25 protein-coding genes are annotated in these 25,890 nt (G+C 74.2%); 13 read left to right on the top strand and 12 right to left on the bottom strand.

Annotated elements, in window-relative coordinates; all coding sequences use genetic code 11:
• Positions 1-79: 79 nt before the first annotated feature.
• The 3 genes from STTU_RS33005 (at position 80) to STTU_RS13350 (ending at position 2,421) form a co-directional block, all read left to right on the top strand.
• Positions 80-178, top strand: coding sequence for a 30S ribosomal protein bS22 (locus tag STTU_RS33005; protein ID WP_003948845.1), 99 nt, complete (start codon positions 80-82; stop codon positions 176-178).
• Between the two features lie 216 nt (positions 179-394).
• The gene (locus tag STTU_RS13355; protein ID WP_043255090.1) at positions 395-1,423 is read left to right on the top strand and encodes an NAD-dependent epimerase/dehydratase family protein; all 1,029 of its coding nucleotides are present in this window, start codon (positions 395-397) and stop codon (positions 1,421-1,423) included.
• 29 nt (positions 1,424-1,452) lie between these two features.
• The gene (locus STTU_RS13350; protein WP_007823610.1) at positions 1,453-2,421 is read left to right on the top strand and encodes a lysophospholipid acyltransferase family protein; all 969 of its coding nucleotides are present in this window, start codon (positions 1,453-1,455) and stop codon (positions 2,419-2,421) included.
• A gap of 74 nt (positions 2,422-2,495) precedes the next feature.
• Here STTU_RS13350 and STTU_RS13345 read toward each other — a convergent pair whose 3' ends face one another.
• The 3 genes from STTU_RS13345 to STTU_RS13335 form a co-directional block, all read right to left on the bottom strand.
• Positions 2,496-3,782, bottom strand: coding sequence for a DUF5667 domain-containing protein (locus STTU_RS13345; RefSeq protein WP_007823609.1), 1,287 nt, complete (start codon positions 3,780-3,782; stop codon positions 2,496-2,498).
• Between the two features lie 234 nt (positions 3,783-4,016).
• A complete protein-coding gene (locus STTU_RS13340) occupies positions 4,017-4,790 on the bottom strand; it encodes an ECF subfamily RNA polymerase sigma factor, BldN family (protein ID WP_009067884.1) in 774 nt (257 codons plus the stop codon).
• A 391-nt stretch (positions 4,791-5,181) separates the two neighbouring features.
• The gene (locus STTU_RS13335) at positions 5,182-6,099 is read right to left on the bottom strand and encodes an HAD family hydrolase (RefSeq protein ID WP_043257363.1); all 918 of its coding nucleotides are present in this window, start codon (positions 6,097-6,099) and stop codon (positions 5,182-5,184) included.
• A gap of 144 nt (positions 6,100-6,243) precedes the next feature.
• On the opposite strand from STTU_RS13335, the gene STTU_RS13330 reads away from it, so the two are divergent.
• From STTU_RS13330 to STTU_RS13290, 8 genes are all read left to right on the top strand, one after another.
• On the top strand, positions 6,244-6,516 hold the full coding sequence (locus STTU_RS13330) for a glutaredoxin family protein (protein WP_043255087.1): 273 nt from the start codon (positions 6,244-6,246) through the stop codon (positions 6,514-6,516).
• Between the two features lie 329 nt (positions 6,517-6,845).
• Positions 6,846-7,658 carry a redox-sensing transcriptional repressor Rex gene (locus STTU_RS13325; RefSeq protein WP_007823604.1) on the top strand — a complete coding sequence of 271 codons (813 nt, stop codon included), beginning with the start codon at positions 6,846-6,848 and terminating at the stop codon, positions 7,656-7,658.
• Positions 7,655-9,058, top strand: coding sequence for a glutamyl-tRNA reductase (locus STTU_RS13320; RefSeq protein WP_043255084.1), 1,404 nt, complete (start codon positions 7,655-7,657; stop codon positions 9,056-9,058). The genes STTU_RS13325 and STTU_RS13320 overlap by 4 nt, the downstream gene beginning before the upstream one ends.
• On the top strand, positions 9,055-10,026 hold the full coding sequence (gene hemC / locus STTU_RS13315) for a hydroxymethylbilane synthase (protein ID WP_043255082.1): 972 nt from the start codon (positions 9,055-9,057) through the stop codon (positions 10,024-10,026). The genes STTU_RS13320 and hemC overlap by 4 nt, the downstream gene beginning before the upstream one ends.
• Complete coding sequence (locus STTU_RS13310) at positions 10,023-11,690, top strand: uroporphyrinogen-III synthase (RefSeq protein WP_009067891.1); 1,668 nt, start codon at positions 10,023-10,025, stop codon at positions 11,688-11,690. The genes hemC and STTU_RS13310 overlap by 4 nt, the downstream gene beginning before the upstream one ends.
• A gap of 32 nt (positions 11,691-11,722) precedes the next feature.
• A complete protein-coding gene (gene hemB / locus STTU_RS13305; RefSeq protein ID WP_007823596.1) occupies positions 11,723-12,718 on the top strand; it encodes a porphobilinogen synthase in 996 nt (331 codons plus the stop codon).
• 148 nt (positions 12,719-12,866) lie between these two features.
• Positions 12,867-13,538, top strand: a complete 672-nt coding sequence (locus STTU_RS35375) for a hypothetical protein (protein WP_234019225.1) — start codon at positions 12,867-12,869, stop codon at positions 13,536-13,538.
• 156 nt (positions 13,539-13,694) lie between these two features.
• A complete protein-coding gene (locus tag STTU_RS13290) occupies positions 13,695-14,207 on the top strand; it encodes a GNAT family N-acetyltransferase (protein ID WP_010292444.1) in 513 nt (170 codons plus the stop codon).
• A gap of 14 nt (positions 14,208-14,221) precedes the next feature.
• On the opposite strand, the gene STTU_RS13285 is transcribed toward STTU_RS13290, so the two are convergent.
• Complete coding sequence (locus STTU_RS13285; RefSeq protein ID WP_007823590.1) at positions 14,222-16,660, bottom strand: beta-L-arabinofuranosidase domain-containing protein; 2,439 nt, start codon at positions 16,658-16,660, stop codon at positions 14,222-14,224.
• A 144-nt stretch (positions 16,661-16,804) separates the two neighbouring features.
• Positions 16,805-18,472 (bottom strand): BCCT family transporter, encoded by a 1,668-nt coding sequence (locus STTU_RS13280; RefSeq protein WP_007823588.1) that lies wholly within the window; start codon positions 18,470-18,472, stop codon positions 16,805-16,807.
• 172 nt (positions 18,473-18,644) lie between these two features.
• Between STTU_RS13280 and STTU_RS13275 the strand changes: the two genes are divergently transcribed.
• The gene (locus STTU_RS13275) at positions 18,645-19,304 is read left to right on the top strand and encodes a hypothetical protein (RefSeq protein WP_010279189.1); all 660 of its coding nucleotides are present in this window, start codon (positions 18,645-18,647) and stop codon (positions 19,302-19,304) included.
• 273 nt (positions 19,305-19,577) lie between these two features.
• On the opposite strand, the gene STTU_RS13270 is transcribed toward STTU_RS13275, so the two are convergent.
• The 7 genes from STTU_RS13270 to STTU_RS13240 form a co-directional block, all read right to left on the bottom strand.
• On the bottom strand, positions 19,578-19,958 hold the full coding sequence (locus tag STTU_RS13270) for a hypothetical protein (protein ID WP_043255076.1): 381 nt from the start codon (positions 19,956-19,958) through the stop codon (positions 19,578-19,580).
• Complete coding sequence (locus tag STTU_RS13265) at positions 19,955-20,920, bottom strand: hypothetical protein (protein WP_007823568.1); 966 nt, start codon at positions 20,918-20,920, stop codon at positions 19,955-19,957. Before STTU_RS13265 ends, STTU_RS13270 begins: the two co-directional genes overlap by 4 nt.
• 131 nt (positions 20,921-21,051) lie before the next feature.
• Complete coding sequence (locus STTU_RS13260; RefSeq protein ID WP_007823554.1) at positions 21,052-21,963, bottom strand: NAD-dependent protein deacetylase; 912 nt, start codon at positions 21,961-21,963, stop codon at positions 21,052-21,054.
• Between the two features lie 61 nt (positions 21,964-22,024).
• Entirely contained in the window at positions 22,025-22,540 is a 516-nt protein-coding gene (locus tag STTU_RS13255; protein WP_007823552.1) for a DinB family protein, read from the bottom strand.
• Positions 22,541-22,577: 37 nt separating this feature from the next.
• Positions 22,578-22,934, bottom strand: coding sequence for a VOC family protein (locus tag STTU_RS13250; RefSeq protein ID WP_007823551.1), 357 nt, complete (start codon positions 22,932-22,934; stop codon positions 22,578-22,580).
• 209 nt (positions 22,935-23,143) lie between these two features.
• Positions 23,144-23,656: a cupin domain-containing protein gene (locus STTU_RS13245; protein ID WP_007823550.1), complete on the bottom strand. Its 513-nt coding sequence runs from the start codon at positions 23,654-23,656 to the stop codon at positions 23,144-23,146.
• 89 nt (positions 23,657-23,745) lie between these two features.
• Positions 23,746-24,315: a TetR/AcrR family transcriptional regulator gene (locus STTU_RS13240; RefSeq protein WP_007823549.1), complete on the bottom strand. Its 570-nt coding sequence runs from the start codon at positions 24,313-24,315 to the stop codon at positions 23,746-23,748.
• Positions 24,316-24,424: 109 nt separating this feature from the next.
• Between STTU_RS13240 and STTU_RS13235 the strand changes: the two genes are divergently transcribed.
• Positions 24,425-25,870: an MDR family MFS transporter gene (locus tag STTU_RS13235; RefSeq protein WP_007823548.1), complete on the top strand. Its 1,446-nt coding sequence runs from the start codon at positions 24,425-24,427 to the stop codon at positions 25,868-25,870.
• Positions 25,871-25,890 lie beyond the last annotated feature (20 nt).

Below are 25,890 nucleotides of genomic sequence, written 5' to 3'. Positions count from 1 at the left end.
GTCGTGTGGGCCCATGCAGCCCCGCACCAAGTGCCCCCGCCAGTTGCGGGGGTGTTCCGAGTAGTGAGCGAGGGTTGTTGTGGGCTCTGTCATCAAGAAGCGGCGCAAGCGGATGGCCAAGAAGAAGCACCGCAAGCTGCTGAAGCGTACGCGCGTCCAGCGTCGTAACAAGAAGTGAGCCCTTCCCCGCGAGAGCGGGGCGCTCCACCGCGGCCCTCCCCCGGTCACCACCGGGGGAGGGCCGCGGTTCTTTACGCGAGCCGGTCCGCGACGGCACGGGGCTGAGACCGCTCCCGTTCCGCGGCGGTACGGGCCGAGACCGCTCCCCGCCCCGGGCCCCCCGCCCGCTACCGTGGGCCCCATCGGCGTACGCCACGGAAGGGCGGCGGATCGCGTGGGCAGTGTCGTGCTGGTGACGGGGGCCGGGCGCAGGCTCGGGGCGCGGTTCGTACGGGCCGTGCAGGAGGACCCGGCGGTGGACCGGGTCGTCGCGGTGGACGCCGCCGCGCCCGCGCAGCCGCTCGGGCGGGCGCAGTTCGTCCGCGCCGACCTGCGGCAGCCCGTCATCGCGCGGGTGCTCGCCGAGCACGCCGTCGACACCGTCGTGCACCTCGACGTGACCGGGACGGCGCCCGGGGTGCCGCGCGCCGGCGTCAAGGAGACCAACGTCATCGGGAGCCTCCAGCTCCTCGGCGCCTGCCAGAAGTCCCGGTGGGTGCGCCGCCTCGTCGTGAAGTCCTCGACCGCCGTGTACGGTTCGGCCGCCCGCGATCCCGCCGTCGTCGACGAGGCGGGTCCGCACCACGCCCCGCCGCACAGCGGCTTCGCGAAGGACGTCGGCGAAGTCGAGAACTACGTACGGGGCTTCGCCCGGCGCCGCCCCGATGTCGCGGTCGGCGTGCTCCGCTTCGCGGGCATCCTCGGCCCCGGCGCCGAATCGCCTTTCGCCGCCTACTTCGCGCTGCCCGTGCTGCCGACCGTGCTCGGGCACGATCCCCGGCTCCAGTTCGTTCACGAGGACGACGCGCTCGCGGTCCTGCGGCTCCTCGCCTGCCTGCCCGAGAGCGCTTCGGCGCGCGGCAACGGCACGTACAACGTCGCGGGCGAGGGGGTGCTGCTGCTCTCGCAGTGCGCGCGGCGGCTCGGGCGGCCCACGGTGGCGCTGCTGCCGCCCGTCGCGCGCTGGGCGGGTGCCGCGCTGCGCGGCGCGGGGCTCGGGGACTTCTCGCCCGAACAGTGGCGGATGCTCACCCACGGCAGGGTCGTGGCCACCGACCGGCTCCGCGAGGACCTCGGCTTCACCCCGGCGTACGGGACGGCCGAGACCTTCGCCGACTACGTGCGCGCCCGCGGCCCCGGGCTGCTCCCGCCCGCGCTCGTGGGCGCCGTCGTGGACCGCCTCGCCCAGCTCCGTACCCCCTGAATTCACCGCGACCGAAGGAGTCCCGCCCCATGGCCGACGCGAAAGTGATCCCGTTCGACGACGATCGCGCCCGCGAGCGGCGCGGCGAGCGGCGGGACGGCGGCGAGGCGGAGGTGCGCGAACTGCCGGGCGCGGCGCGCGAGGAGGCGGGGGCCGGGCCGGAGTGGGAGCGGCGGCTCGCGGGCGGGCTCGCCTTCCTGCGGCGGCGGCTCACGGGCGCGTACGAGGTCGACGACTTCGGGTACGACGCCGAGCTGACCGAGGGCGTGCTCCTGGAGGCGCTGCGGCCCCTGTACGAGAAGTACTTCCGCGTCGAGGTGAAGGGCCTGGAGCACGTCCCGGCCGACGGAGCCGCGCTGCTCGTCGCGAACCACTCGGGGACGTTGCCGCTCGACGGGCTCATGCTCCAGGTCGCGCTCCACGACGAGCACCCGGCGGCCCGGCGGCTGCGGCTGCTCGCCGCCGACCTCGTCTTCCGGCTCCCCGTCGTCGGCGAGCTGGCGCGCAAGGCCGGGCACACGCTCGCGTGCGCCGAGGACGCCGAGCGGTTGCTCGGCGCGGGCGAGCTGGTCGGGGTGATGCCGGAGGGGTTCAAGGGGCTCGGGAAGCCGTTCGCCGAGCGGTACAAGCTCCAGCGCTTCGGGCGCGGCGGCTTCGTCGCGACGGCGCTGCGGGCCGGGGCGCCGATCGTGCCGTGCGCGATCGTCGGCGCCGAGGAGATCTACCCCATGGTCGGCAACGCGAAGACCCTCGCGCGCCTCTTCAACCTCCCGTACTTCCCCGTCACGCCGACCTTCCCGTGGCTCGGGCCGCTCGGCGCGCTGCCGCTCCCGACGAAGTGGACCATCGAGTTCGGCGAACCGCTCGACACCTCCGGCCACCCGCCGAACGCCGCCGAGGACCCCATGCTCGTCTTCAACCTCACGGACCAGGTGCGCGAGCGGATTCAGCACATGCTGTACGAGGCGCTGGTGCGGCGGCGCTCGGTGTTCTTCTGACGGCCTGTCCGCTACGGGAGCGGGGCCGCGCCCCGTGGAAGGCGCGGCCCCGCTCCCGTACCACCGCTCGCGCGCTACGAGTCGTCCTCCACTCCGAGGCCGAGGCCCGGGAGGACTCCCGGCAGGAGCGGGGGCAGGGTGATGTCCGGGACCGGGTCGGGTGCGCGGTCCCGGTCGCCGCCCGTGCCGCCCTGGGTGCCCTTCGAGGCCCCGCCGCCGGTGCCGTCCGGGGACGAGGCGCCGGTCGGGGGCTTGAGGGGGTCGAGGAGGCGCCCGGCGTCGCCGAGGAGGCCGTCGTCGTCCTGGGCGTGTCCGGAGGGCGCGGGCGAGGTGCCGCGCGCCTCGTCCTGGGCGGGTGTCTCGCGCGAGGCCCCGTCCTTGCCGTCCCCCGTGTCCTTGTCGCGCTCGCGGGCGTGCGGGGAGGCGCTGTCGCGGTCGCCCGAGGTCGGGGAGCCCGGCTGCTCGGGGGTGCCGGGCTTCGCGGCCGGGGTGTGCGGCAGCAGCGGGGTGACCTCGCTCTCCATCGCGTCGAACACCGAGGTGACCTCGTCGCTGACGTCGACGAACTGGACCGGCAGCCGGCCGCGGAGCTGGTCCCATGCCTCGCGGTGGGTGCCCGCGAAGGAGGAGAGGGCCTGGAGGTGACCGAGGGAGTGGTCGGCCTCGTACGCCTTGCTGAGCAGCCGGTGGCCCTCGCCCGCGTCGTACTTGACGCCGTTGAGCGCGCGGCGGATCTCGCCGAGGTGCTCGTGGTCGAGGCGGCCCGCGCTGCCCCGGTCCATGAGTCTGCGGGCCTCGGAGAGCCGCGTCCCCGCCTGGTCGAGGAGCAGTTGCCCGCGATCGGCGTCGTCCCCGGCCATGCCGAGCCTGAGGTCCTCCATCCCGCGCTTGAGCCCGTAGAGCGAGTCACCCGGCAGGGCGTCGCCGCTCGCCGCCGCGACCCCGCCGAAGGCCCCCGCGGCGACACTCACCGTGAGGCCCCCTGCGGCGAGCCGCTTGGAGAGGCGCGTGCGGGGTTTGAGCTTGCTGAGCGGGTTCGCCCGGTGGGCGCCCTTGCGGGAGCGCTGACCGGGCACCGAAGGGCGTGGGCTGTCCAGGCCCGGCACGGTGCCCTCGCGGAGCATGGTCTCCATCGCGGCGACCAGTCGGGCCCGCTGGACCACCTTCACCTCGGGGTCCAGCACGGGCGGTGGCAGGGCGCCGAGTCCGCCGGCGAGTGCGAGCATCCGGCTCGGCTCGTCCGTGCGGTCCCGTTGCTCCGGTGCGGTGCCCTGCTGTGCCGCGAGGCCCTGTGCGGGCCGCTCGTCCAGGGCCTGGGCGAAGGCGTTCGCCCGCCGGTGCGCCGAGACGTTCGCGATCACTGGCGGCACCTCCTCTCGTCATGACGATCGGCTCCCCGGAAGGTCCTGGTGGGGGCCGCCCCGAAGCGGGGGCGGCGTGACCGGAGGGAGCCTGCGTCCGGGACAACGACGGGCTTGGGGGCGGGGTTACGGACGGGTGACGAAGATGCGGGGAGTGTGTCCGTACGTGTCCGTCCGGGCGCGTTGCGTGAGGGCGCGTCGCTCGTGCGACCGCCCTCGGTGGCGCCGTCTCGTTCAGCGGGCGTCCTCCGGGAGGAGGCGGGCGAGGGTGCGGACCGCCCGGTACTGGAGGGTCTTGATCGCGCCCTCGTTCTTGCCCATGACGCGGGCCGTCTCCGCGACGGAGAGGCCCTGCAGGAAGCGCAGGGTCACGCACTCCTGCTGCTGGGGGTTGAGGCGGCGCACGGCGTCGAGGAGGGCGGCGTTGGAGAGGGATTCGAGGACGGAGTCCTCCGGGCTGCGCTCGACCTCGTTGGCGTCGAGCATCTCGCCCGTCGTGACCTCGAGGCGGAAGCGGCTGGACTTGAAGTGGTCGGCGACGAGGTTGCGGGCGATCGTCACGAGCCAGGCGCCGAAGTCGCGGCCCTGCCAGGTGAAGGTGCCGATCCGGCGCAGGGCGCGCAGGAAGGTCTCGCTCGTGAGGTCCTCGGCCGTCGCCTTCCCGCCGACGCGGTAGTAGATGTAGCGGTAGACCGTGTCGCTGTACTGGTCGTAGAGGCGGCCGAAGGCGTCGGCCTCGCCGCTCTGCGCCCTTTCGACAAGATCCATCATGCGGGCGCTGTCGCTGTCCGCGGCAGGCCGGCGGTGGGTGGTGGTGGCCGCGGCGGACCTGCCGCGTCTGCCGACGGCCGTACTCGACTCGGCCAGGGCGTAGCACGGTCGAGCGGGCGCGGGCGTGGCGAACACGGGTGTGGCGTACGCGGTGGGGACGAAACCGCGCAGGCGGTCGACTACCGAGGCGCGGAGAGCGGCCAGGCCCGCGGCGTCAACCCCGACGTGTGGGTACACGGGACTCCCAGAGGCAGAGCTTCCATCACGTGCACTCCGGCTCCTCGTCCCCGTACCGCTCGGGCTCATGTTCACTCGGCGTACTGGAGGCAGGGGGCCGTCATGCGTTTGAGGAGAATAACGCTTCGTGCAGGCGGCGCTACACCGAGTTGCCCAAATCGCCGCTTGCGTCGCTTCTCTTATGGAGTCACGAGCTTTGGTGATCGCTCAAAAGCCCTGTTGGTGACCGTTTTTGCGCGAAGACTTCCGAGTGCGTGTCGCGGGGACACGGGTGCCCGGAATCGGGACTACCGGGCGCCTCGACGGGGTATGGCTGAACCTCGGGCCCTGGCGCCGAGCTTCACGCAGAGTGAGGTGAGGGGTCTGACGTGCCGCTTCGTGGCGTGCGCGGTCAGTGACGGCGGCGGTGGATCGCCACCGCCGCGGCCGTGCCGCCCGCCACCGCGCCGAGTCCGGCGGCTGCGGGGACGCCGATCCTGGCCGCCTTGCGGCCGGTCCGGTAATCACGCAGCCGCCACTCGTGGGCGCGGGCATATCTGCGCAGTTTCGCGTCAGGATTGATCGCGTACGGATGTCCGACGAGCGAGAGCATCGGGACGTCGTTGTACGAGTCGCTGTACGCCGCGCAGCGCGCGAGGTCGAGCCCCTCGGCCGCCGCCAGGGCCCGTACCGCCTCCGCCTTCGCCGGGCCGTGCAGCGGCTCGCCCACGAGGCGCCCCGTGTAGACGCCGCCGACCGACTCGGCGACCGTGCCGAGCGCGCCGGTCAGGCCGAGGCGGCGGGCGATGATCGTCGCCGTCTCGACGGGCGCGGCCGTCACGAGCCACACCTTCTGGCCCGCGTCGAGGTGGGCCTGGGCGAGGGCACGGGTGCCGGGCCAGATGCGGTCGGCGAGGTACTCGTCGTAGATCTCCTCGCCGATCGTCGTGAGTTCCGCCACGCGGCGGCCCTTGACGATCGAGAGGGCGCTGTCCTGCGCGTCCTGCATGTGCGCCGGGTCCTCGACGCCCGCGATCCTGAACCACGCCTGCTGCCAGGCGAAGCGCGCGAGTTCGCGGCGCTCGAAGAAGTGCCGCTTGTAGAGGCCCTTGCCGAAGTGGAAGAGGGCCGCGCCCTGCATGACGGTGTTGTCGAGGTCGAAGAAGGCGGCGGCGCGGGTGTCCCCCGCGACCGGGAACTCGGGCTCGGGGACGCCTCCCGCGGACTCGCTCTCGCTCTTCCGCGCGGCCTCGGCCGCGGCCTCGCCCGCCAGGACGCTGCGGGCGGTGGCGGGGCGCCTGCGGGGGGTGAGCCATCCGGGAGCGGCCATGCGGTCGAGCATAACGAGTCGGCGGGAACGGCGGCGTACGGGAAGCGGGCGCCGGGGGGACGCGGGGGCGGCGGTGCGGTGCGGTGCCGGGGCGGCCGGCCGGTGCGGCGCGGGGGCGGCCGGGCGGGGCGGAGAATGGTCCGTATGACTGGACGACTCTTCGGCCGTCGCAGGCCCGCCGCCGAACGGACCGTGACGCTCATCGCCAAGCCCGACTGCCACTTGTGCGAGGACGCGGAGCGCGTTGTGGCCGCCGTGTGCGGGGAGCTGGGGGTGGCGTGGGAGGCGAAGGACATCACGCGCGACGAGGCGCTGTACCGGGAGTACTGGGAGCAGGTGCCGGTCGTCCTGGTGGACGGGGAGCAGCACACGTTCTGGAAGGTGGACCCGGACCGCTTGCGCAAGGCGTTGCGCTAGGCGCGGGCGGGGGGCGTTCGGGGGCTTCGCCCCGGGCCCCGCTCCTCAAACGCCGGAGGGGCTCAAATGCTCCAGGTACCATCGAATCGCAGGCTGCGGGGGCGTTGCGCATTCGGAAAGAGGTGTCGGGCTTGTTCCCGCACGGTCGCTCGCGCCCCGCGCGAAGTGGTTCCCCGGTGGGGGGTTTCGGCCACGTGACCCCGGTCACTTTGGCCGGACAAAACGGACACCATCTTTGTGCACGCGTTCACAAAGACATAGCCTGCTGGCGACGGGGCGGTCCTGGGACAACTGACCGCCCAGAGCCCCGCTCTACCCGCAGGAGCACCGTGGCAACTGGCCGAACTCACCGACCGGCGACCCGCAGCCGAGGAATTCCCGAGGCCACCGTCGCCCGTCTTCCGCTGTACCTCCGCGCACTCAACGCACTCTCCGAGCGCTCGGTTCCCACGGTCTCCTCCGAGGAGCTGGCCGCGGCGGCCGGGGTCAACTCCGCGAAGCTGCGCAAGGACTTCTCGTACCTCGGTTCCTACGGGACCCGCGGCGTGGGCTACGACGTCGAGTACCTCGTCTACCAGATCTCGCGCGAGCTGGGCCTCACGCAGGACTGGCCGATCGTCCTCGTCGGCATCGGCAACCTCGGCGCCGCGCTCGCCAATTACGGCGGCTTCGCCTCGCGCGGCTTCCGGGTCGCGGCGCTCGTCGACGCCGACCCGGCGCTCGCCGGGAAGCCCGTCGCGGGCATCCCCGTCCAGCACATCGACACGCTGGAGACGGTCATCCGCGAGCAGCACGTCTCGATCGGGGTCATCGCGACCCCCGCCGGGGCCGCGCAGCAGGTCTGCGACCGGCTCGTCGGGGCCGGTGTCACCTCGATCCTCAACTTCGCCCCCACGGTCCTCGCCGTGCCGGACGGCGTCGACGTGCGCAAGGTCGACCTCTCCATCGAACTCCAGATCCTCGCCTTCCACGAGCAGCGCAAGGCCGGTGAGGAGAACCTCGCCGAGGAGAGCGCCGTGCGGAACGCGCCGACCACCGCCGTCAGCGGCGTCGCGGCGAAGGAGACCCCCGCCGAGCGCGCCGCTCGCGCCGGGGACGGCCCGGGACCGGAGGGTGACCTGCCCGCCGTGATGCGGGCATGAGTCTCCTCGTCGTCGGGCTCAGCCACCGCAGCGCCCCCGTGAGCGTCCTGGAACGCGCCGCGCTCACCGCGGACGCGCAGGCCAAGCTCCTCCAGGACACCCTCGCCACCGAACCGGCCGCCGAGGCCGCGGTCCTCGCCACGTGCAACCGCATCGAGCTGTACGCGGACGTCGACAAGTTCCACGCGGGCGTCGCCGAACTCTCCACGCTCCTCGCCCGGCACGCGGGCGCGGGGCTCGAAGAGCTGACCCCGTACCTCTACGTGCACTACGAGGACCGCGCCGTCCACCACCTCTTCTCGGTGGCCTGCGGACTGGACTCGATGGTCGTGGGCGAGGGGCAGATCCTCGGGCAGATCAAGGACGCCCTCGCGCGCTCCCAGGAGCTGCACACCGCGGGCCGGCTCCTCAACGACCTCTTCCAGTCCGCGCTCCGCGTCGGCAAGCGCGCCCACAGCGAGACGGGCATCGACCGCGCGGGCCAGTCCCTCGTGAGCTTCGGTCTCGAACAGCTCGCCGAGAACGCCCCCTCCGGGGACGGCGCCGCGGACGCCCCCTCCGACAGCGGCACCTCCGTCGAGGACTGGGCGAAGGGCAAGCGCGCGCTCGTCATCGGCGCGGGCTCGATGTCCTCGCTCGCCGCCGCCACGCTCGCGCGGGCCGGCGTCGCCGAGATCGCCGTCGCCAACCGCACCCGCTCACGCGCCGAGCGGCTCGTCGAGATCCTCGGCCAGCCGGGCGGTACGGGCGTCGCCGCGCGCGCCCTGCCGATCGGCGAGGCCACCGACGAACTGCCCCGCGCGGACATCGTCGTCTCGTGCACGGGCGCGACCGGACTCGTCCTGCCCGCCCAGGCCATCGAGGAGGCCACCGCGGGCCGTGCCGCGCGCCCGCTCGCCCTCCTCGACCTCGCCATGCCGCGCGACATCGACGCGGCGGCGCACCGCCTCGACCACGTCCACCTCGTCGACATCGAGTCGCTCGCCGCCGCCAGCGCCGACGCGCCCATGGCCGCCGACGTGGAGCGCGTGCAGCACATCGTCGCCCAGGAGGTGGACGCCTTCGGCGCCGCCCAGCGGGCCGCGCACATCACGCCCACCGTGGTGGCCCTGCGCACCATGGCCGCCGACGTGGTGGCCGCCGAGACGGCGCGCCTGCACGGGCGCCTCCCCGGCCTCGGCGAGCGCGAGTTCGCCGAGATCACCCAGACCGTGCGCCGCGTCGTGGACAAGCTCCTGCACGCGCCGACGGTGCGGGTGAAGCAGCTCGCCAGCGAGCCCGGCGGTGCCGGGTACGCGGACGCGCTGCGCACCCTCTTCGACCTCGACCCGCAGACGGTGGCCGCCGTCAGCCGGGCCGACGCGAGCAGTACAGACGACCCGAATCGAGGGCGGTCATGACCGACAAGCCACTCCGGCTCGGCACCAGGCGCAGCAAGCTCGCCATGGCGCAGTCCGGGCTCGTGGCCGATGCCGTGCGCGAGGCGACGGGCCGTTCCGTCGAGCTCGTGGAGATCACGACGTACGGCGACACCTCGCGCGAGCACCTCGCGCGCATCGGAGGTACGGGGGTCTTCGTCACCGCGCTGCGCGACGCGCTGCTGCGCGGTGACGTGGACTTCGCCGTGCACTCCCTGAAGGACCTGCCGACCGCACAGCCCGAAGGGCTCGCGCTCGCCGCGGTCCCGCGACGCGAGGACCCCCGGGACGCGCTCATCGCGCGCGACGGGCTCACCCTGGAGCGACTGCCGCGGGGCGCGCGGATCGGGACCGGCTCGCCGCGCCGCATGGCGCAGCTCAACGCCCACGCCCGCGCGCACGGGCTCGACATCGAGACGGTGCCGATCCGCGGCAACGTCGACACGAGGATCAACTTCGTCCGGGACGGTGAGCTGGACGCGGTGGTTCTCGCCGCGGCCGGGCTCAACCGGCTCGGCAGGGGCGGTGAGGTCACCGCGTACCTCGCGTCCGACACCGTCCTGCCCGCGCCCGGGCAGGGAGCGCTCGCCGTCGAGTGCCCCCCGGGGCCGCTCGCCGAGGCGCTCGCACGGCTCGACGACCCGCGCACGCGGGCCGCCGTGACCGCCGAGCGGGCGCTGCTCGCGGCGCTCGAAGCAGGGTGCAGCGCACCCGTGGGCGCGCTCGCCGACTTCACCGGCGCACCGCAGGACCAGGCCGCCCAGCGGCAGACCACCGAAATGCGCCTGCGAGGTGTCGTCGGCTCGACCGACGGCTCCGAGCTGGTGCAGCTGACCACCACCGGTCACGTGCCCTCCACGCAAGCGGAGGCCGAGGCGCTCGGCGCGGAACTCGCCGCCGAGATGCTGGCGAAGGGCGCGGCCGGTCTGATGGGGGAGCGAGCACGATGAGCCCCACCACCTCCGCCCTTGCCGCCGTCGCCACCGAGGCGCCCCACGGGCATGTCACCTTTCTGGGCGCGGGTCCCGGCGACCCCGGCCTGCTCACCCTGCGGGCCGTGGAAGCACTGGCCGCAGCCGATGTGCTGATCGCCGAGCCCCGGGTGCTCGACGTCGTCCGGGCGCACGCGCGCGGCGACGCGGACGCACCCCTGCTGACCGACGAGGCGTCAACCGAGCCCGGAACCCCGGGAGTCGGCGACGCCGTCAATCTTGTCATGGAGGCCGCGCGGGGCGGCAGGCGGGTCGTCCGAGCCGTCTCGGGCGATCCCGGTCTCGACACCGACACGGCCGCCGAGATGCTCGCCTGCGCCGCCGAGGGCATCCCCTTCGAGGTCGTCCCCGGCATCGCCGCCGCCGTCGGGGTCCCGGCCTACGCCGGGGTTCCGCTGCGCGACGCGCAGGGCACGGACGTACGGTTCGTGGACGCCGCCTCCGCCTCCGAGCGCTGCTGGACCGAGGTCGGGCAGAGCGACGGCACCGTCGTCGTCACCACGACCCTGGAGACCGTCGCGCGCGCGGCCGGTGAGCTGGTGAGCGCCGGGCGCAAGCCCGACACCCCCATCTCGCTCACCGTCGCGGGCACGACGACCCGGCAGCGGACCTGGACGGCGACGCTCGCCTCCGTGGGCCAGGTGCTCAAGCAGGCGAAGGTGCTGCCCTCGCCCGAGGGCGCGCAGCCCGTCATAGCGGTGGTCGGGGAGCGTTCCGCCCCTGCGCTGCGCGATCAGCTCGCCTGGTTCGAGTCCAAGCCGCTCTTCGGCTGGAAGGTCCTGGTGCCGCGCACGAAGGAGCAGTCCCGCGCGCTCTCCGACCAGCTCCGCTCCTACGGCGCCGTGCCGCACGAGGTCCCGACGATCGCCGTCGAGCCGCCCCGTACGCCGCAGCAGATGGAACGCGCCGTGAAGGGCCTCGTCACGGGGCGCTACGAGTGGATCGCGTTCACCTCGGTCAACGCCGTCAAGGCGGTGCGGGAGAAGTTCGAGGAGTACGGGCTCGACGCGCGCGCCTTCGCGGGGATCAAGGTCGCCGCGGTCGGCGAGCAGACCGCCAGGGCGCTCATCGCCTTCGGCGTGAAGCCCGACCTCACCCCGAGCGGCGAGCAGTCGGCCGCCGGTCTCCTGGAGGACTGGCCCCCGTACGACCCGGTCTTCGACCCGATCGACCGCGTCTTCCTGCCGCGCGCCGACATCGCCACCGAGACCCTCGTGGCCGGGCTCATCGAGCTGGGCTGGGAGGTCGACGACGTCACCGCGTACCGCACCGTGCGCGCCTCGCCGCCCCCGGCCGAGACGCGTGAGGCGATCAAGGGCGGCGGCTTCGACGCGGTCCTGTTCACCTCCTCCAGCACCGTCCGCAACCTCGTCGGCATCGCGGGCAAGCCGCACAACGTCACCGTCATCGCCTGCATCGGCCCGGCGACGGCGAAGACGGCCGAGGAGCACGGGCTGCGGGTGGACGTCATGGCCCCCGAGCCCTCCGCGCTCAAGCTCGCCGCCGCGCTCGCGGACTTCGGCACGCGGCGCCGGCTCGCCGCGGTCGACGCGGGCGAGCAGGTGACCCGGCCGAGCGAGCGGCGCCCCGGCGCGCGCAGGCGGCGCAGCGCCACGTCATGACTCCGCGTGTTTCCCGTAAAGGTGGTTCGAGTATGAGCGAGTACGGCGACGGTTTCCCCGGCATCCGGCCGCGTCGGCTCCGTACGAACGCGACGATGCGCCGCATGGTCGCGGAGACGCGGCTCGACCCGGCGGACTTCATCCTTCCGGCGTTCGTGCGGGAGGGCATCGACGAGCCCGTCGCGATCGAGACGATGCCGGGCGTCGTGCAGCACACCCGCGACACCCTCCGCAAGGCGGCCGTCGAGGCGGCCGAGGCGGGCGTCTCGGGGATCATGCTCTTCGGCGTGCCGGAGGAGGCGAAGAAGGACGCGGTGGGGACGGCGGGGACCGACCCGGACGGCATCCTCCAGCAGGCCCTGCGCGATGTGCGCGCCGAGGTCGGCGACGAGCTGCTCGTCATGTCGGACCTGTGCCTCGACGAGTTCACCGACCACGGGCACTGCGGCGTCCTCGACGCGCGGGGGCGCGTCGACAACGACGCGACGCTGGAGCGGTACGCGGAGATGGCGCAGGTCCAGGCCGACGCGGGCGCGCACGTCGTGGGCCCGAGCGGCATGATGGACGGCCAGGTCGGCGTCATCCGCGACGCGCTCGACCAGACGGGCCACGAGGACGTGGCGATCCTCGCCTACACGGCGAAGTACGCCTCCGCGTTCTACGGCCCGTTCCGCGAGGCCGTCGGCTCCTCGCTGACGGGCGACCGCAAGACGTACCAGCAGGACCCCGCGAACCTCCGCGAGTCCCTGCGCGAACTCGCCCTGGACCTCCAGGAGGGCGCGGACATGGTCATGGTCAAGCCCGCGGGCCCCTACCTCGACGTCCTCGCGAAGGTCGCCGAGTCGGTGGACGTCCCGGTCGTGGCGTACCAGATCTCCGGCGAGTACGCGATGATCGAGGCGGCGGCGCAGCGCGGCTGGATCGACCGCGAGGCCGCCATCCGCGAGTCCCTCGTCGGCATCCGCCGCGCGGGCGCCCGCAACGTGCTGACGTACTGGGCGGTGGAGGTGGCACGGGCGCTGCGGTGACACGCGCGCGTGCCGGGTTCCGGCGCGGGCCCCTGCTCCCGGAGTTCCGGGGCGGGGGCTTTCGTGTGCCCGAGGGTTATTCGTGTGCGCGGGGGCGGGGACTGGTCTTTGCTGGGGGCTTCGGGCCTCGGGCTTCGGGAGGAGCGGCGTGAGGGAAGAGGAATGGCCGGTGGTGCCGGTCGAGACGCTGTGCCGGGTGTGCGGCAACGAGATCGGCACCGAGGAGTACCCGAGCTGGGACCGCTACGGGGCGCCCCGCTACGTCATCTGCGACTGCTGCGGCATCGAGAGCGGTGTCGGTGACGACGCGGTGGCCGGTACGTGGGAGGGGACCGCGCATCTCCAGTCCCAGCGCGGGATGTGGGTCACCGCGAGGGGCGCGGCCTGGGAGGACCCGGCCGAACGCCCCGCGGACTGGGACCTCGTGGCGTGCATGGTGCGGGTTTCCGCCGGATACCGCACCCCGCCCCCGCCCGCCGCCGATCCCGCGCGGCTGCGGGCCGCGTGGGAGGCGCGGAAGGACGGCGGTACGGAGACGGTGTGCCGGGTCTGCGGCTTCGCCGGGGGCGGGGCGCGCTGGCGCGAAGGGGTGCCGACGGGGGCGCGGTGCCCGTGCTGCGGGGTGGAGGCGGGGGTGGACGACGTACCGCTCACCGGGACATGGCGGGACGAGGAGCGGGTGTGCGCGCGGCGCGGGTGGTGGCTCGCGAACGGCGGCCGGTGGGCCGTTCCGGCCGCCCGCCCGGCGGACTGGGACGTCCTGCGGCAGCTCGCCGATGTGCCCGAGGAGTGGCACTGGCGCGGTGGGCGGGCGGTCTGACGCGAGCGGGGAGGGGCGCGCTGCACGAGCCGGACGAGTGGGCGGGCGGCCCCGGTAGGCAATCGGCGCGGCTCCCCGCCATGTGGCGTCGATGTGGGGCCCGCCCCGCCCCCCCGCGATTGCGGTAAACGGCTGCGGAGCCGGAGCGCACCTGGTATGCCCATAGCCATGGCTGCTGATCTCGCGACGAGGCGACTGGTGTTGCATCCCCTGACCGTGGCGGAGGCCGAGCAGATCGCGGCGGGGGTGCCGGGGGTGGGGCCCGGGGCCGTGCCGTGGGGGGAGGGGTATCCGGGGCACACCTCGCGGGTGGGGGCCCTGCATTACCTGGAGATGCTGGAGAAGTACGGGTATCCGGCGGAGTTTCCCGCGTACGAGATACGGCGGCGGGCGGACGGGGCGGCCGTGGGCGGGATCGGGTTCCACGGGCCGCCGGACGAGCGGGGCTGGGTCGAGCTGGGCTATGACCTCGTTCCGGCCGTACGGGGACAGGGGTTCGCGTCCGAGGCCGTGCGGGGGCTGCTCGTGTTCGCGCGCGAGCAGGGCGTGTGCGGGGTCGCCGCCGATACCGACGCCGGCAATGTCGCCTCGCAGCGCGTCCTCCTCGCGGCCGGGTTCGTCTTCGAGCGCGAGGAGGACGGGGTGCGGTACTACGGGGCCGGGCTCTAGGGGGCAGGCAGGGCTCAGGTCAGCAGCTCCCACGCGTGGTCGTCCGTGCCGTTGTCGGCGAACTGGACGACCTGTGCCGAGTCGGCCGTGGACATGCCGTCGACGCCGAGGACCTTGCCGGAGTGCCGCGCCCTGAGGCGGTACGCGGAGCCGCCGGGCTCGGGCAGGAACTGCCACAGGTGGTCGTCCGTGCCGTTGTCCGCGAACTGCACGACGTGCGCCGAGTCGGCGGTCGACATGAGGTCGACGCCGAGGACCTTGCCCGACTCGCGGTTGCGCACCCGGTACCAGCCGTCGCCCTCGGGGACGAGTTCCCACAGGTGGTCGGCGGTGCCGCTGTCGGCGAACTGCACGACGCGCGCCGAGTCCGCGTGCGACATGCCGTCCACGGCGAGGACCTTCCCCGAGTGCTTGTTGCGCAGCCGGTACCAGCGCTGCGCGAGCCACGGCGTGCCGCCCGCGTCCGCCGTGGGCAGCACGGCGACGCGGAGCCGGGCGGCGCCGAGCGGGACGAGGGTCACGTCCTGCTCGGGCTCCGCGCTCCGGGCCGGGCTCTGCTGCAGCGGCCACACGACGTGCTGGGCGTCGGCGCCCCACTCGGGCAGGCGGCGGGCCCGCGCGGTGAGCGCGAGAGGGGTGCCGTCGAGCGTGAAGGGGTTCGCGTCCGGGGCGGCGCCCGTGGAACGGACCGTCGGTGCCGGGCCGTTCGGCAGCAGGGCGTAGTTCCACGCGCCCGTCGCGTGGACGGCGTACTCGGGGAACTGGTCGCTGCCGCCGAGGCGTTCGTACCGTTCCCCGACGCGCAGCGCGTACGCGAGCGGACCCCGGTAGACGCTCACCGCGTCGTGCTGCGCCGCCCATGTGCGCACGGTGACGCGCTGCGGGAGGCGGAGCCGTACGGTGTCGCCGTCCTGCCACGTACGGCTCACCGTGGTGAAGGCGGGGCCCGCGGGGGCCGTCGACTTCGCTCCGTTCACGGTGAGTTCGGGTGCCGCGCACCACGCCGGGACGCGGAGCCGCAGCGGGAAGGCGACAGGGCGCGGGGTGCGGACCGTGAAGGTGAGGGTGTCGCCGAAGGGGTAGGCCGTGTCGGTGCTCACGGTCACCTCGGTCGCGTCGGCGCCGACCTTCGCGCGGACCTCGTTCGGCGCGTACATCACGGCGGCGAGTCCGTTGTCCGGTGTGGCGAGCCACAGTTCCTGCGCGAACCAGGGCCAGCCCATGCCGTAGTTGTGCGGGCAGCAGCGGTACTGGTCGACGCCCGGGAGGTACGCCTGCATCGCGAAGGAGTTCTGGAACTGCCGGTCGGACTTGGGGGTGTTGTCGAGATCGACGCTGTTCGCGCTCGTGACGTAGTGGACGGCCTTGCCGGAGGGGTCGAGCGCGGGGGGCAGCGCGTTGAACGCCAGTTCCTCGCAGCGGTCGGCCCACAGCGGGTCCCCGGTGAGCCGGGTCAGCAGTTCGTGGCTCGCCATGAACTCCACGACGCCGCACGTCTCGAAGCCCTGGCGCGGGTCGTCGTGCCCGTCCCGTATGTTCTCGTCGCCCGCGAAGCCGCCTCCGGGGAACTGGCCGTGTTTCATGGCGAGTTCGTACGTCGTGTACGTCGCCCGCGTGTCCGCCGCCGCGCCGCTGCGGAGCGCGTACTGGGCCGGTTCGCGGAAGCCCTGGGCGATGTTCACGTTGTGCGGGCTCGCGAGGCGGGCGCGCCAGTCGGCGCCGTTGGTGTGGATCTTGTCGGCGAGGTCGAGGAGGAAGGCGTCGCCGGTGCGGTTGTAGAGCCAGTACACCGTGTCGAGGCCGTCGCCCCATCGCACGGACACCCAGCTCTGGTTGAAGGCGCTCGGGCCCTGCGCGTTCATGTAGCGCAGGAAGGCGGTGAGGGCGGGGAGCACGCGGGCGTCGCCGTCGTACTCGTACCAGGAGCGCAGCGCTTGGAGCAGCGGCAGGTATGGCCAGAAGTCGGGGCCGCCGCCGAGCGAGGTGCGCAGTCGCGTCGGCCCGAAGAAGCCGTCCGGCTGCCGGGTCGCGAGGATCGCGTCGACCCAGTCGCGCACGGCCGCGAGCGCTTCGGCGTCGCGCGTGACGATCGCGAGGTCGGTGTATCCCCGCAGCCAGTACGGGAGTTCCTCCCAGCCCTCGCGCTCCGGGTGGGCCCAGCCGCTCGTGGCGCGGTCGAGGAAGTGCGAGGTCTTCGCGTACTGGCCGCACAGGCCGCGCAGTTGGAGCGTGAGCTGGGTCGCGAGCCAGCCGCGCGGGGTGACGGCGGTGGGCGGCAGGCGGAGGAAGGCGGTGGGGCGCAGGGGCGCCCTGCTGGGGGTGTAGTGGCCGCCCGGGGCGGGCGCGGCGCGGTGCTCGGCGGCCGTCGCGAGGCCGGAGAAGCGGGCGCCGAGGACGAGGGCGCCGGCGGTGGCGAGCGAGGCGGAGGTGAACTGTCTGCGGTTCAGGTGCATGGGGGGTGGTGCTCCTGTCGGCTCGGCAGAGGTTCCGGAGGGTGCGGGTTTTCCGTCAACTCCCTTACAACGTTGGAAAAAAGAGCGGTCGGCGGTATGACAGCACTCGCGCGGGCGGGTGTCCAGAGGAGCGGCGCGGTTCTCTTACGGCCGGGGTCCGTCCGGCTTCTCCGGGGGCAGACGGCGCGTACGCACCGGACGGGACCTCAGCTCCTCGCCGACCAGCGCCCGTACCGCGTCCCGCAGCCCGTGCGCGCCCTCCGAGCGCTTGGGGCCCGCGCCCGGGTCGGCGCGCAGCTCGCGCAGGAGAGCCCAGCACAGGAAGAGCATCACCACGACGAAGGGCAGCGCGACGAGGATCGTCGCGGACTGGAGCGAGTCGAGGCCGCCCGCGAGGAGCAGCGCCCCGGCGACCGCCGCCATCAGGACGCCCCACGTGATGACGAGCCAGCGGCGCGGGTGGAGGGCGCCGCGACTGGTGAGCGAGCCCATCACGAGCGAGGCCGAGTCCGCGCTCGTCACGAAATACATCATGATCAGTACCATCGCGACCCACGCCGTCACCGTGGGGAGCGGCAGCGCGTCGAGCATCGCGAAGAGCGTCGCCTCGGTGCCCTCCTCCGCCTTCGCGGCCATGTCGACCGCGCCCGTGCGGTCGAGCCGGATGCCCGTGCCGCCGAGGACGACGAACCACAGCGCGGTCGCGCCGCTCGGCACGAGCAGCACCGCGAGGAGGAACTCGCGGATCGTGCGCCCGCGCGAGATCCGCGCGATGAACGTCCCCACGAACGGCGCCCACGACAGCCACCACGCCCAGTAGAAGATCGTCCACGCGCCGAGCCACTTCTCGTCCCCGAAGGCCCCCGTGCTCGACGCCATCGCCACGAGCCGGTCGAGGTAGCCGCCCGCGCTCGACGGGAGCGCGTCGAGCAGGAAGACGGTCGGCCCGGTGACGAACACGAAGACCATCAGCACGGCGGCGATCACCAGATTGACGGAGCTGAGCCACTTCACGCCGCCGTGCAGCCCCGTGAACGCCGAGATCACGAACGCCGCGCTCAGCACCACGATGATCAGCAGCTCGACCGTCTTGCTCGTGTCGAGCCCCGCCGTCAGGTCGAGCCCCGTCGCGATCTGGAGCGCGCCGATCCCGAGGCTCGTCGCCGTGCCGAACACCGTCGCGAAGACCGCGAGCAGGTCGAGCACGCGGCCGAGCACCCCGTTCGCCGCGCGCTCGCCGATGAGCGGCGCGAAGACGGCGCTGAGGCGGTTGCCGCGCCCCTTGCGGAACGTCGTGTACGCGAGCGCGAGGCCCGCGATCCCGTAGATCGCCCACGGGGTGAGCGTCCAGTGGAAGAACGAGTACTGCATCGCCACGCTCGCCGCCGCCTGCGTGCGCGGTCGCGCGCCGCTGCCGGGCGGCGGGCTGAGGTAGTGCGCGACGGGTTCGCCGACCCCGTAGAAGATCAGCCCGATGCCCATCCCGGCGCTGAACATCATCGCGATCCAGGAGAAGTTCCTGAACTCGGGGCGCGCGTCGTCGCCGCCGAGCCGGATGCGGCCGTAGCGGCCGAAGGCGAGGTAGAGGCTCAGGATCAGGAAGACGTCGGCGGCGATGACGAAGAGCCACGCGAAGTTGTCGAGCACCCACGGCAGCGCCGCGCCGGACGCCGCGTCGAAGGAGCCCTTGCCGAGCGCGGCCCACAGCACGATGCCGAGGACGCCGAGCGCGCCGAGCGCGACCACCACCCGGTCGGGGGAGTTGTCCTGGGCGGCTTCGGGAGGCGCTGACTCCTCGTGCGGGGTGCTCATGGGAGCCCACTATGACGGTCATTGGGGGAGGTACGGGGATGAAACGCGCGAAGGGGGCGGGTGGTGCGGGCGTGCGGGGGCGGGGCGGGCTGGTTAGCGTCGGTGCGGTGGTGCGTACCGGCGGCGCGTGGTGCGTACGGCTGTCCCCGCGCACGAAAGGGAGCCCCCGGTCATGGCCTGGAACGCGAACGTCCTCTTCTTCAGCTTCCCCGACCCCAGCGACACCTACGCGGCCTTCCACGACGCCGAGGAGACCGAGGAGGTGAGCCGCGCCGCGGTCCTGGAGCGCGCGAACGACGGCACCCTCTCCGTCACCGAGACCTACGCCCCCGCCGAGTTCCTCACGACCGGTGCGGGCGGCGTCGTCGGCGCGCTCCTCGGGGTCCTCGCGGGGCCGGTCGGTGTGCTCTTCGGCTGGACGGCGGGGACCCTCTTCGGGCTCGCGGCCACGGGCGAGGAGGAGGCGGGCGAGGTGGACGCGCTCACGGTCCTCAGCCGGGGGCTGCCCGACGGCTCGAACGTCCTCATCGTCGCGGTCAACGACGAGCGGGACCCCGCCGTCGCCGACGCCCTCGCGGCCCGCTACCGGGGCCGCGTCCTGCGGGTGCCCGCCGGGGTCGTCGGGGAGGAGGTGCGGGCCGCGCAGGAGGCGGCCGACGAGGCGGCCCGGGGCGCCCGCGCGAAGGTGCGCGAGGAGCGGCGGGCGGAGGCGCGGGAGCGGGCCGAGGACTTCCGGGCCCGCACGGCCGCCTTCTTCCGGGGCGACCACCGCCAGGCCCGGGGCGGCCCCTCGGGGCCCGCGCGGGGGGAGCGGGCGGCGGACGGGGCCTGAGGCACCGGGCTCGCGCTCGGGAAGCGGGGCAGGGGCGGGCGGGCGAAGGGCCCGAGGTGCTTCCGGTGTGCGCGGCGGGAGCGGGCGGAGGGCCTGGCGCGCTTCCGGTGTACGCGGCGGGGACGGGCGGGCGGAGGGCATGACGCGCTTCCGGTGCGCGCGGCGGGAGCGGGCGGGCGAAGCCCCGAGGGGCTTCCGGCCGGGGGCTCCTCCTCGGCGGGGCCGCTTCCGGCGGGGCTCCCCGTCACGGTCGCTGCCGAGTGGCGCCCAAGGCTACTCGGGTGCGACGACCAGCGCCGTGTGCTGCGTGCTCAGGCCCTCCACGAAGACGAGCGTGCACGCGGTGACGCGGCCCCGCCACGTCCGCTCGATCTCCAGGCCGCTGGTGCGGGGGACGAGCGGGTACTCGTTCGCCGTGAAGGAGTTGCCGCCGTTGTCGAACGGGCTCGCGTGCACGTGGTTCATCCAGCGGATGCCCGTGTCCAGGTCCGTGACGACCGGGTGGCGGAAGGGCTCCGCGCCGTCGAAGCGGTGCCGCTGGCGCTTCTTCTCGGGCCGCGTGTCCGCGTACTCGACGATCTCGACGCGGTGGCCCACCGGTATCGGGACGGGGTGGTTGAGGCGGAGGGTGACGGCTGCGGCTTCGGCGCTCATGCGCGCAGGGTACGGGCCACCTCGGCCGCCGGGTACGGGGTGTCCCGGGCGCCCTGGGCGACCGCGACGAGGAACGGCGTGAGGACGGCGGTGAGCGGGGCGTCGCGCGCGAGGAGGGTGGCGCCGGGACCGGGCTCGGGGAGGGGGCGGGGCGCGCGGACGTAGGCGGCCCGTTCCGCGCCCGTCATGCCGTACGCCTGCGTGAGGAGCCAGTTGACGAGGAAGCTGCGCGCGTAGCCGAGGTCGTGCTCGCGGTGCTCGGCGAGGAACGCCCTCTCCCGCGCGGTGAGCGCGAAGGTGTCCGCGAGCGCGAGGCCGAAGTCGGTGAAGAGGACGCGGTGGCCGTCGGTGAGGACGTTGCCCCAGTGGCCGTCGAAGTGCACGAGCCCGTTGGCGCTCATCTTCCGTGTGGCAGCGTCGAGTTCGGCCGCCACGCGCGCCACCTCGCGTTCGCCCCCGGCGCCTCGCACCCGGGGGGCGAGCCAGTCGTGGAGGGTCTGCGGCACGTACTCCATGAAGAGCGCGAGGCTTGCGGGCGCGTCCCGCAACTCCTCGACGCGGAGGGCCGCTTCGGGGCCCCAGCTCCGCGACACGGCGTCCGTGTCGGCGAGTTCCCCGGGCAGCGCGGGCGGTTCCGTCTCCCGCAGGAGCCGCCAGTGGTACAGCTCCGGTGCCAGGCCCATGCTCGCGGCGGCCCGGTGCGCCTCCAGCTCGCGCCACGCGCCACCGGCGGGGCTCGCGCCCATCCCGTAGTGGCAGACGAGCGGCAGCCCGTACGGATCGGCGGTCGACCGCGGCTCCGCCTCGCGCGCCGTCAGCGGCACCCGCTTGACGAACACCGGGGTGCCCGCGACGTCGAGCCGTGCCGTGCGGCCCCCGATCCCGGCGGCGAGCGGTGTGCTCGTGGCGAGGAGGCGGGCGAGGGCGGTGTCGTCGAGCGCGGCGAGTGCTGCGGCGGGCATGGTGGGCCTCCTGGTGCGGCGGCGGGGGCGGGGTGGCTCCGGGCGGGGGGGAGGGCGGTCTCAGGGGGGCGCCGGGGGTGGTTCCAGGGTGCCGCCGAGGGGCGGTCTGGCGGTCTGGCGGTCTGGCGGTCTCAAGGAGTCGGCAGGGGGGCGCCGAGGCGGCGGGCGAGGTCGGGGAGCGCGGTGCCGAGGGGGAGGTCGAGGCGGATCGTCGCGCGGTCGTCGCCCCGGGTGGGGCCCTGGTTGACGATCGCGACCGGTTTGCCCGCGCGCGCCGCGTGCCGTACGAACCGGAGGCCCGACATGACCGTGAGCGAGGAGCCGAGCACGAGGACGCCCCGACCGGCGTCGACGAGGTCGAAGCAGCGCCGGACGCGCGGCTTCGGAACCGTCTCGCCGAAGAAGACGACATCCGGTTTGAGGACGCCGCCGCAGGCCGCGCACGGGGCGACACGGAAGTCCCTGACCAGCTCGGCGGGCAGTTCGACGTCCCCGTCCGGGTTGATCCGCGCGCCCGCCGCCTCGCCGAAGTCGCCGTTGAGCGCGCGCAGCCGCCCGTCCAGCTCCTCGCGCGCGGTGACGCGACCGCAGTCGAGGCAGATCACCCGGTCGAGCCCGCCGTGCAGCTCGACGGCCTCGCGCGTTCCGGCCGCGCGGTGCAGCCCGTCGACGTTCTGCGTGATGACGCCGGAGACGAAGCCCGCGCGGCGCAGCGCCTCGACGGCGTGGTGCCCGGCGTTCGGCGCGGCCCGCCAGATCCGCCGCCACCCGGCGTGGCTGCGCGCCCAGTACCTGCGGCGCCCCTCCTCGCTGCCGGTGAACTCCTCGTACGTCATCGGCGTGTGGTGCCTGAGGCTCCCGGCGGGGCCCCGGTAGTCGGGGATGCCGGACTCGGTGGAGATCCCGGCCCCGGTGAGGACGGTGAGGGGACCGGCGGCGAGGAGGCGGACGAGGGCGTCGTAGGCGGGGCCGGTGGGGGCGCTGGGTGCGGTGGCGCCGGGCGCGGAGCCGGGGGGCTGGTGCGGCTGCGGCTGCGTGGGCATGGGGCCAGGCTACGACGCGGGCGTGGGGGGACGCGCTGTGCGCGGCGGCCCTGGTAGCCCCCTAGTAATAGCCCTTCGTGCCGTCGAGCAGTTCGCGGACGAGGTCGGCGTGGCCCGCGTGCCGTCCCGTCTCCTCGACGAGGTGGGTCAGCACCCAGCGGAGGGTGGCGCCGCTGTCGTGGAACTCGGGGTGCCGGCCGGTGTCGTCCAGGGAGGCGGCGGCGACGATCTCGTCGCTGCGCGCGCACTGCGCCTCGTACTCCGCGAGGAGCCCGGCGAGGGGGCGACCGCCGGTGCGCCAGTCGGCGCCGCCGCCCGGCGGGCCGAACGCGGGATTGCGCTCCTTGTCGCCGCCGAGGAAGACCACCTCCAGCCACATGTGCTCGGTCCAGCGCAGGTGCGAGACGAGGCCGGCCATCGTCATGGCGGGGGAGGTGGGGATGACGGAGCGGTGCGCGTCCTCGTCGCTCAGCCCCTCGCACTTCCAGCGCAGGATCTTCCGCTGCAGGTCCAGCCAGCCGGTGAGCGTGGTGCGTTCGTCCGCTCGGAGCGGGGGGCGTCGCAGTTCGGGTGCCATGCGGGCGCACCCTACCGGGCGCGCTCAGGGCGCGTCCTCACCCTGTGTGGGCCAGCACGTTGAGCACCGCCCCGCTCCCCGGTTCCCTGACGAAGAAGCGGCGGACGCCCCACTCCTCGTCGCGCGGCGCGAACAGCACCTCCGCGCCGCTCGCGCGCAGCGCCTCGTACGCCGCGTCGACGTCGTCGACCTCGATGCTCAGGACGGGGGTGACGGGCGCGGTCGCGTCGCCCGTCGTCGTGCTGAGCTGGGCGCTCGGGGTGGCGGGCGAGGCGTGGGTGGCGATCCAGCCGTGGTCCATCACCTGCTCCATGCCGAGCAGGGCGAAGAACTCCCGGCTGCGGGCGGGGGACCGGGTGTGGAGGACGGGGACGACGCGGCGTACGGAGACCATGGGGGCGCCTCTCGGTCGGTGGTCGGTGGTCGGCTCGCTCGCCCGGTGGGCGGGCGCGGGGGTGCGGGGGTGCGCGGGCTGGTCGGTCGGCGGGCTCGGTCGGTCGGCGGGCGCGGTCGGGGACCGGCTCGGTCGGTGGGCGGGCTCAGTGCATGGGGCGGCTCGGTCGGTGGGCTCAGTGCATGGGGCGGCTCGGTGGGCGGGCGGGCTCAGTCGGTGGGCCAGCGTTCCCCGCATTGTGAGCAGAACACCGGGTGCGTGTCCGCCGAAACGCGCCCGCACTCCGGGCACACGAGCGGCAGCAGGCACGCGGGCTCGCCGCCCCCGGGCTCCGCGTGCCTCCCCGTGATCGTCAGCCCGGCTCTGCGCCGGTGCGCCGTCACGTACGCGAGCCCGTGCGCTCCCGCCCGCAGCTCCCGCGTCGCGCCGCGCGGCAACCACACCGCGCTGCCGGGGCGCACCTCCGTTCCCCCGGCGGACCCCGTCCCCGCCACGACGAGCAGCAGCACGTCCAGCGCGTCCTCCCGGTGCGCGCCTACCGCCTCGCCCGGCCCCAACCGCACCAGGTTCGCGTCGAGTTGGCGCCCCTCCTCCGCCAGCCGCCACAAGGCCCCGCGCGCCTCGCCGGGCGCCTCGCCCAGCACCGCGTCGAAATCGGCGAGGAGGCGGGGGGCCGCCCCCGGGGCGGGCAGCGGTGCGGGGGCCGGGGCGGGTTCTGTCATGGCGGAGCCTTCCTGGGCGTGTGGGGGAGGCGGGTGAGGCGGACGGCCCGCCGGGCCTCCGGTGGAGCGCTCCGTACGGGCCGTGGGGCCTATGCCCCCTGCTCGACCAGCGGCAGCACGATCGTGTCCACGATCTCTTCGAGCACCGCGTCCGGCACGGGCGCGAACGAGATCAGGATCTCGTGGCGCAGCAGGTCGAAGGGGAGCCTCTTGATCCGTTCCGTCAGGCGGCCGGGCGCGATCTCGCCGCGTGCCACGGCCCGCTCCCAGATCGCGTCGCCGTTCGCCTCGCGCGCGTCCGCCAGCAGGTCGCCCGGGTTCGTGCCCGTCTCCTGGTAGTAGCCCGCGAGGTGCGCGTTCATGACCGTGATGAGCCGCACGCGCGTCTCGTTGATCGTCCGCATGAGGATCAGGAGGTCCCCGCGCAGGCTGCCCGTGTCGGGGACGTCGATGTGCGAGCGCTCCAGGACGTGGGTGACGGCGGCCCGTACGAGGGTGTCGCGGTCCGGCCAGCGGCGGTAGAGGACGGGCGGGCTCGTCCCCGCGCGCCGTACCACCGCGTCCATCGTGAACCCGGCGTACCCGCGCGCCGTCAGCTCCTCCCACGCCGCGTCCAGGAGCGCCCGCTCCAGGGCGGCCCCGCGTCGCCGCTCGGCCATCCTCGTACCTCCTCGTCGTTTAGATAGACTTGCCTATCTAAAAATCGACGCCTACTCTCGACCTCGGAAGCTCTAGATAGGACTCTATATCTAAAGGCGGTGGCCCGTCATGCCCGCACCCTCTCCCTCCCCCTCCTCCCCGGCGCCGCCGGGCTCCGCGTCCGGCGGGCCCGCGCCCGTCGATCCCGCCGTGTGGCGGCTCGCCTTCACCGTCGTCATCGGGGCGCTCGCCGTCGTCTTCGACACGACGATCGTCACCGTCGCGCTCGACGACCTCACCCGCTCCCTGCACGCCTCGATCGCCACGATCCAGTGGGTGAGCACCGGCTACCTGCTCGCCGTCTTCGTCACGATCCCGCTCACCAAGTGGGCCCAGGCCCGCGTCGGCGGCAAACGCCTGTGGATCGGCGCGCTCGCCGTGTTCCTGCTCGGCTCGGTGCTCAGCGCGCTGGCCTGGAACGCGCCCGCGCTGATCGCCTTCCGCGTCGTGCAGGGCATCGGCGGCGGGATCATGATGCCGCTCATGGCGACGCTGATCATGCAGGCCGCGAAGGGCCGCGAGATCGGCCGCGTCATGGCGACCGTGACCCTGCCCACCGCGCTCGGCCCCATCCTCGGGCCGGTGCTCGGCGGCCTCATCCTGAGCGTCGCGAGCTGGCGCTGGCTCTTCCTCGTGAACATCCCCTTCTGCCTCGTCGGCGCCGTCCTCGCGCACCGCGACCTCCCCGACGACCGCCCCGCGCCCGACGCCGCGCGCCCCGGCCTCGACGTCACCGGGCTGCTGCTGCTCTCGCCGGGCGTCGCCGCGCTCCTGTACGGGCTCTCGCGGGTCGAGGGCAGCGCGGGCTTCACGAGCGCGGGCGTTCTTGTACCGCTGCTCGCCGGGCTCGTGCTCGTCCTCGCCTTCGTCGCCCGCTCGCTGCCGCGCGCGCACGCGCTCATCAACCTGCGGCTCCTGCGCCACCGCGCGCCCGCCGCCTCCGCCGCCCTGCTGTTCCTCGGCGGCACGAGCCTGTACGGCGCGATGCTGCTGCTCCCGCTCTACTGGCAGCAGGTACGGGGCGAGGGCGCGCTCGGCGCGGGGCTGCTCCTCATCCCGCAGGGCCTCGGCGCGCTCGCCGCGCGCACCCGCGCGGGACACCTCACCGACCGGCTCGGGCCGCGCCCCGTCGCCCTCGCGGGCTTCGCGCTCGTGACGCTCGGCACGCTGCCCTTCGCCCTCGCGGACGCGCACACGAACACGGTGCTGCTCCTGGCCGCGCTCTTCCTGCGCGGACTCGGCCTCGGCGCCGCGATGGTCCCGCTGAACGGCGCCGCCTTCATCGGCCTCGCCCACCACGAGATCCCGGACGCGAGCATCATCTCGCGCGTCTCCCAGCAGATCGGCGGCTCCGTCGGCACCGCCGTGCTCGCCGTCGTCCTCCAGCACACGACCGCGAGCGCCGCCACGGTCGCCGACGGTTACGGCGCCGCCTTCTGGTGGGCGCTCGCGGCGACGGCGGTGGCACTGCCGCTGTCGCTGATGCTGCCGGGGAGGGGTGAGGTACGGGGGTAGGGGCGTTGGCTGTGGCCGGG

The organism is Streptomyces sp. Tu6071 (genome assembly GCF_000213055.1).
In the GTDB taxonomy this organism is placed as follows: Bacteria; Actinomycetota; Actinomycetes; order Streptomycetales; family Streptomycetaceae; genus Streptomyces; species Streptomyces evansiae.
Note: the sequence above shows the minus strand (reverse complement) of the source record. Positions and strands in the feature narration are given on the sequence as shown.